This is a genomic window from Marisediminicola senii (assembly GCF_011057645.1).
Classification (GTDB): domain Bacteria; phylum Actinomycetota; class Actinomycetes; order Actinomycetales; family Microbacteriaceae; genus Marisediminicola; species Marisediminicola senii.
Genome location: NZ_JAALGE010000105.1, coordinates 1 through 1,531, shown reverse-complemented (window position 1 = coordinate 1,531; position 1,531 = coordinate 1). Strand labels below are relative to the sequence as shown.

Here is a 1,531-nt window from a genome sequence, read left to right as displayed (position 1 = left end):
TTGAGGTCGGTTTTCACACACAGGGTTTAACACCCTCCGCCAACGATTAACAGCGACCACGCGGGGCTATCCCGATCGGGACATCGCACCGGCCACAGCGAGACCAATTAGGACTCACTCATCTAGGGCTGCGACGATGCCCGGGCGGCCGCCAGCCGGTCGAACCTGCGCCGCAGCAGTACGCGTTCGGCGAGGGTCCACGCGGTGGTCACCGTGAGGTACAGCGTTGCCGCGAGGGGCACGATGGCCGCGAACACCACGGTCAGGAACGGCAACCAGCTCAGCATCGCGAGGGTGCCGGCGGGGATGACGGGCATGGCGGGGGATCCGGGCGAGCGCGGCGTCGCGGCCGGTGCGGGATTCTGCGCCGACCAGCGCAGCGCGACATGGCGCGACAGCGCAGAGACCACGGCGATTACCGCGAGCAGCACCCCGACCACGGCGACGTCCGGCCACCACGTGCCCGCGGTCACGAGGCCGGGCAGCGACGAGCCGAGGGGCACATCGAAGAGTGGTGCACCGAGCAGCTCGTTGGCGTGCCCGTTGATTCGCGGCGTGACGAAGAGTCCGTAGACGACGCTCACGATGGGAGCCTGCACGAGCAGCGGCAGGCAGCCGGCGAGCGGCGACACCTTCTCCGCGGTGTACAGCTCCATGGTCTTTCGACGCAGCAACTCGGGGTTTGTGCCGTATTTCTCTCGAATGCGATGGATGCTGGGGGCCAGCCGCCTGCGGTCGGCGTCGGCCCGCGCGGTCGAGACCCCCACGGGGATGAGGGCCACCCGGATGAGCAGGGCGCACAGCACAATGGCGAGGGCGGTGGAGTGCACCCCGGCGAGCGGGGTGAGCAGGTCGGCAAGGGTGGTGACGGCGGTGTGGGCGGTGTCGAGCGCCGCCGCGATGGGCGGAAAGTCGTAGATGTTCACGGTGTCCTGAGGTCGGAATGGGTGGATGGCTCGTGGCCACCCACCCGTCGACGACGGGTCAGGCGACCGGAATCATCGCTCCGGGGGCTCGCGGACGTGCTCGCCCGACCGTGTCTGGATGCTGCGGCGCCGGCATCCGTGCCAGAACCTGCCTGTGCTCCCTCGACCGGCCGCCGATGCCGCGCGACCGTTCGGTCATGACGAGGGTGAGCACCGCGTAGTGGATGGCGCCGACGATCATGACGGCGGCAGCGCCTCCGAGCAGGAGTGCGGCGGCGTGCGGCTGGTCGGCGACGGCGAGCACCACGGCCAGGGTCGTCAGCGCGACGACGAGGCGCAGGGCGTGGAGCTGGATGGCCGATCTCACGTGGCCAGCCTAGTTGGGTGAGGTGGGCTGGGGGTGGGGTGGGTGGTCTGTCGTCGTGCGCCGGTGGGTTGGGGGTGGGGGTGGGGTGGGGGTGGTCTTGTCCTGCACAGGCGGGGAGGAGGGGGGTTCTCCACTGATGTTGCGCGGGTCGCCCGCGGGGGTTTTGTGTGGTGTTGGCTGGGGGGATGCAATGTTCGCAACACAGCCCGGACCAGCATGGTTGGTGGTGTTCGAGTGG

Annotated in this window: 2 protein-coding genes; both read right to left on the bottom strand. The window is 69.4% G+C overall.

Translation table 11 applies throughout. The annotated features are described in order from the left end of the window. Positions 1 to 122 precede the first annotated feature (122 nt). Positions 123 to 926 carry a YidC/Oxa1 family membrane protein insertase gene (locus G5S38_RS15450; protein ID WP_165070536.1) on the bottom strand — a complete coding sequence of 268 codons (804 nt, stop codon included), beginning with the start codon at positions 924 to 926 and terminating at the stop codon, positions 123 to 125. Positions 927 to 984: 58 nt separating this feature from the next. After that, positions 985 to 1,293 (bottom strand): hypothetical protein, encoded by a 309-nt coding sequence (locus tag G5S38_RS15445; protein WP_165070534.1) that lies wholly within the window; start codon positions 1,291 to 1,293, stop codon positions 985 to 987. Positions 1,294 to 1,531: the final 238 nt, after the last annotated feature.